At 51.3% G+C, this 1,989-nt stretch carries 2 protein-coding genes; both read right to left on the bottom strand.

The features are described from left to right. A partial coding sequence (locus ACP5D0_RS10040; RefSeq protein ID WP_472365652.1) for a universal stress protein occupies nucleotides 1-503 on the bottom strand: 503 nt, incomplete at its 3' end. Next, on the bottom strand, nucleotides 503-1,989 hold a 1,487-nt coding region (locus ACP5D0_RS10035), incomplete at its 5' end, for a SulP family inorganic anion transporter (RefSeq protein ID WP_472365651.1). The genes ACP5D0_RS10035 and ACP5D0_RS10040, both read right to left, overlap by 1 nt.

Genomic DNA, 1,989 nt, shown 5'->3' with positions numbered 1-1,989 from the left:
TTGGGTTCTTCAAAGGCACTGCTGACAATAAAGATTGGGCGATGCAACGCCCGAATCGAATTTTCCAGATGCGAACCGATGCCTTTTTCGTCATCTGCATGTTGTTCGCCGCGTAACCCCAATACCAGCACCCGAATTTCATCTTGTAAGTCCGTAAGGGTTTCCGACAGGTCGCCGTGCCGTTGCTTGGTCTGAATCTGCTTTAAGGGCGCAGTAATGCGTGATTTGGCTTTTTCCAGCATTTGCTTGCCCTGCTCTATGAGCCGCTTGCTTTCACTCTGCTCTTCATCGGACAGGGTTTTCATCAAGCTTTCGCGCATATTCGGGGTTAAGTTTCCCGAATGATCGGTATGCTCAAGCAGCAAACTGTGTTCGATGGAATGCACCAGCTCCAACGGCGAGTTCACTTTCTGCGCAATCCAGGCCGAATAATCCACCACCGCATCCGACAAATCGGAACCATCGACACAGGCCATTACCCATTGTTTTTCTAATGCTTGCATCAGTGACCTCCCATCACTTTTTCGATTTTCGCCGGATCATTATGCACCGCATACTTATCCATCATGGTCTCACTGGCTTCGTTCAAACCAATAATTTCGACTTCCGCGCCTTCACGGCGCAGTTTAATCACCACCTTATCCAGCGCATACACCGCACTGATGTCCCAAAAATGGGCACGATGCACGTCGATGATAACCTTGTCCACCGCTTCTTTAAAATCAAAATATTTAATGAACTTCTCAGACGAATTAAAGAATACCTGACCGATGACCGTGTAAGTGCGTGTCTGGCTGGCGTCGTCAAACGTCTTTTCAACATACATAAAGTGGCGCAGTTTGGACGCCATAAACAAGGCCGCCAGCACCACGCCGGCAATCACGCCATACGCTAGGTTATGCGTCCAAACCGTAATTATCACCGTCGCCAGCATGACCACGGTGGCCGACAGCGGATTGGTGCGCATCTCCGGAATCGAATGCCAGTTAAAGGTCCCGATGGACACCATAATCATCACCGCCACCAAAGCGGCCATCGGCACCACGGACAAATAGTCCGCCAAAAACACCACCATAATCAGCAATACCGCCCCAGCGGTAAAGGTGGATAAGCGTCCGCGCCCGCCGGATTTCACATTAATCACCGACTGACCGATCATCGCACAACCGGCCATACCACCCGTAAAGCTAGAGGCAATGTTCGCCACGCCTTGACCTTTACATTCACGCTTTTTATCGCTGTCGGTATCGGTCATTTCATCAATTACTTGGGCCGTCATTAACGACTCCAACAGCCCCACTAAGGCAATGGCCACCGAATACGGCAGAATAATCCAAAGGGTTTCAAGATTAAACGGCACATCCGGCAATAGGAACACCGGCAAGGTATCCGGTAAATCACCCATATCGCCGATATTACGCACCTGATCCCAGCCCAGCGCCAACACCAGCAACGTCAACACAATAATGGTCACCAACGGCGACGGAATCAGCGAGCCGACTTTGGGCACATAAGGAAACAAGTAGATAATCGCCAGACCCAGCGCCGTCAGCGCGTAAACGTGCCAAGTCACATTGGTCAGCTCCGGCAGTTGCGCCATAAAGATCAAAATCGCCAAGGCATTCAAAAAACCAACCATCACCGAACGGGAAATAAAACTGATCAGGTTTTGCAGGTTCAAATACCCCGCCAGAATCTGCAACACCCCAGCGAGAATCCCCGCCGCCAACAGATATTCCAGCCCGTAATCCTTTACTAGATTAATCATTAGCAAGGCCGTTGCGGCCGTCGCCGCCGAAATCATCCCCGGGCGTCCGCCGACAATCGCAATCACCACCGCAATGGTGAAGGAGGCATACAAGCCGACTTTGGGATCCACCCCGGCAATAATCGAAAAGGCAATGGCTTCCGGAATCAGCGCCAGCGCCACAACAATACCGGCGAGAATGTCGCCGCGCACATTCCCCAACCAATCTTGTTTGGGAGACA

The sequence above is a fragment of the Hydrogenovibrio sp. genome, assembly GCF_049975065.1.
GTDB lineage: Bacteria > Pseudomonadota > Gammaproteobacteria > Thiomicrospirales > Thiomicrospiraceae > Hydrogenovibrio.
The sequence above is the reverse complement of the archived record's forward strand: the minus strand, read 5'-3'. Positions and strand labels throughout refer to the sequence as shown.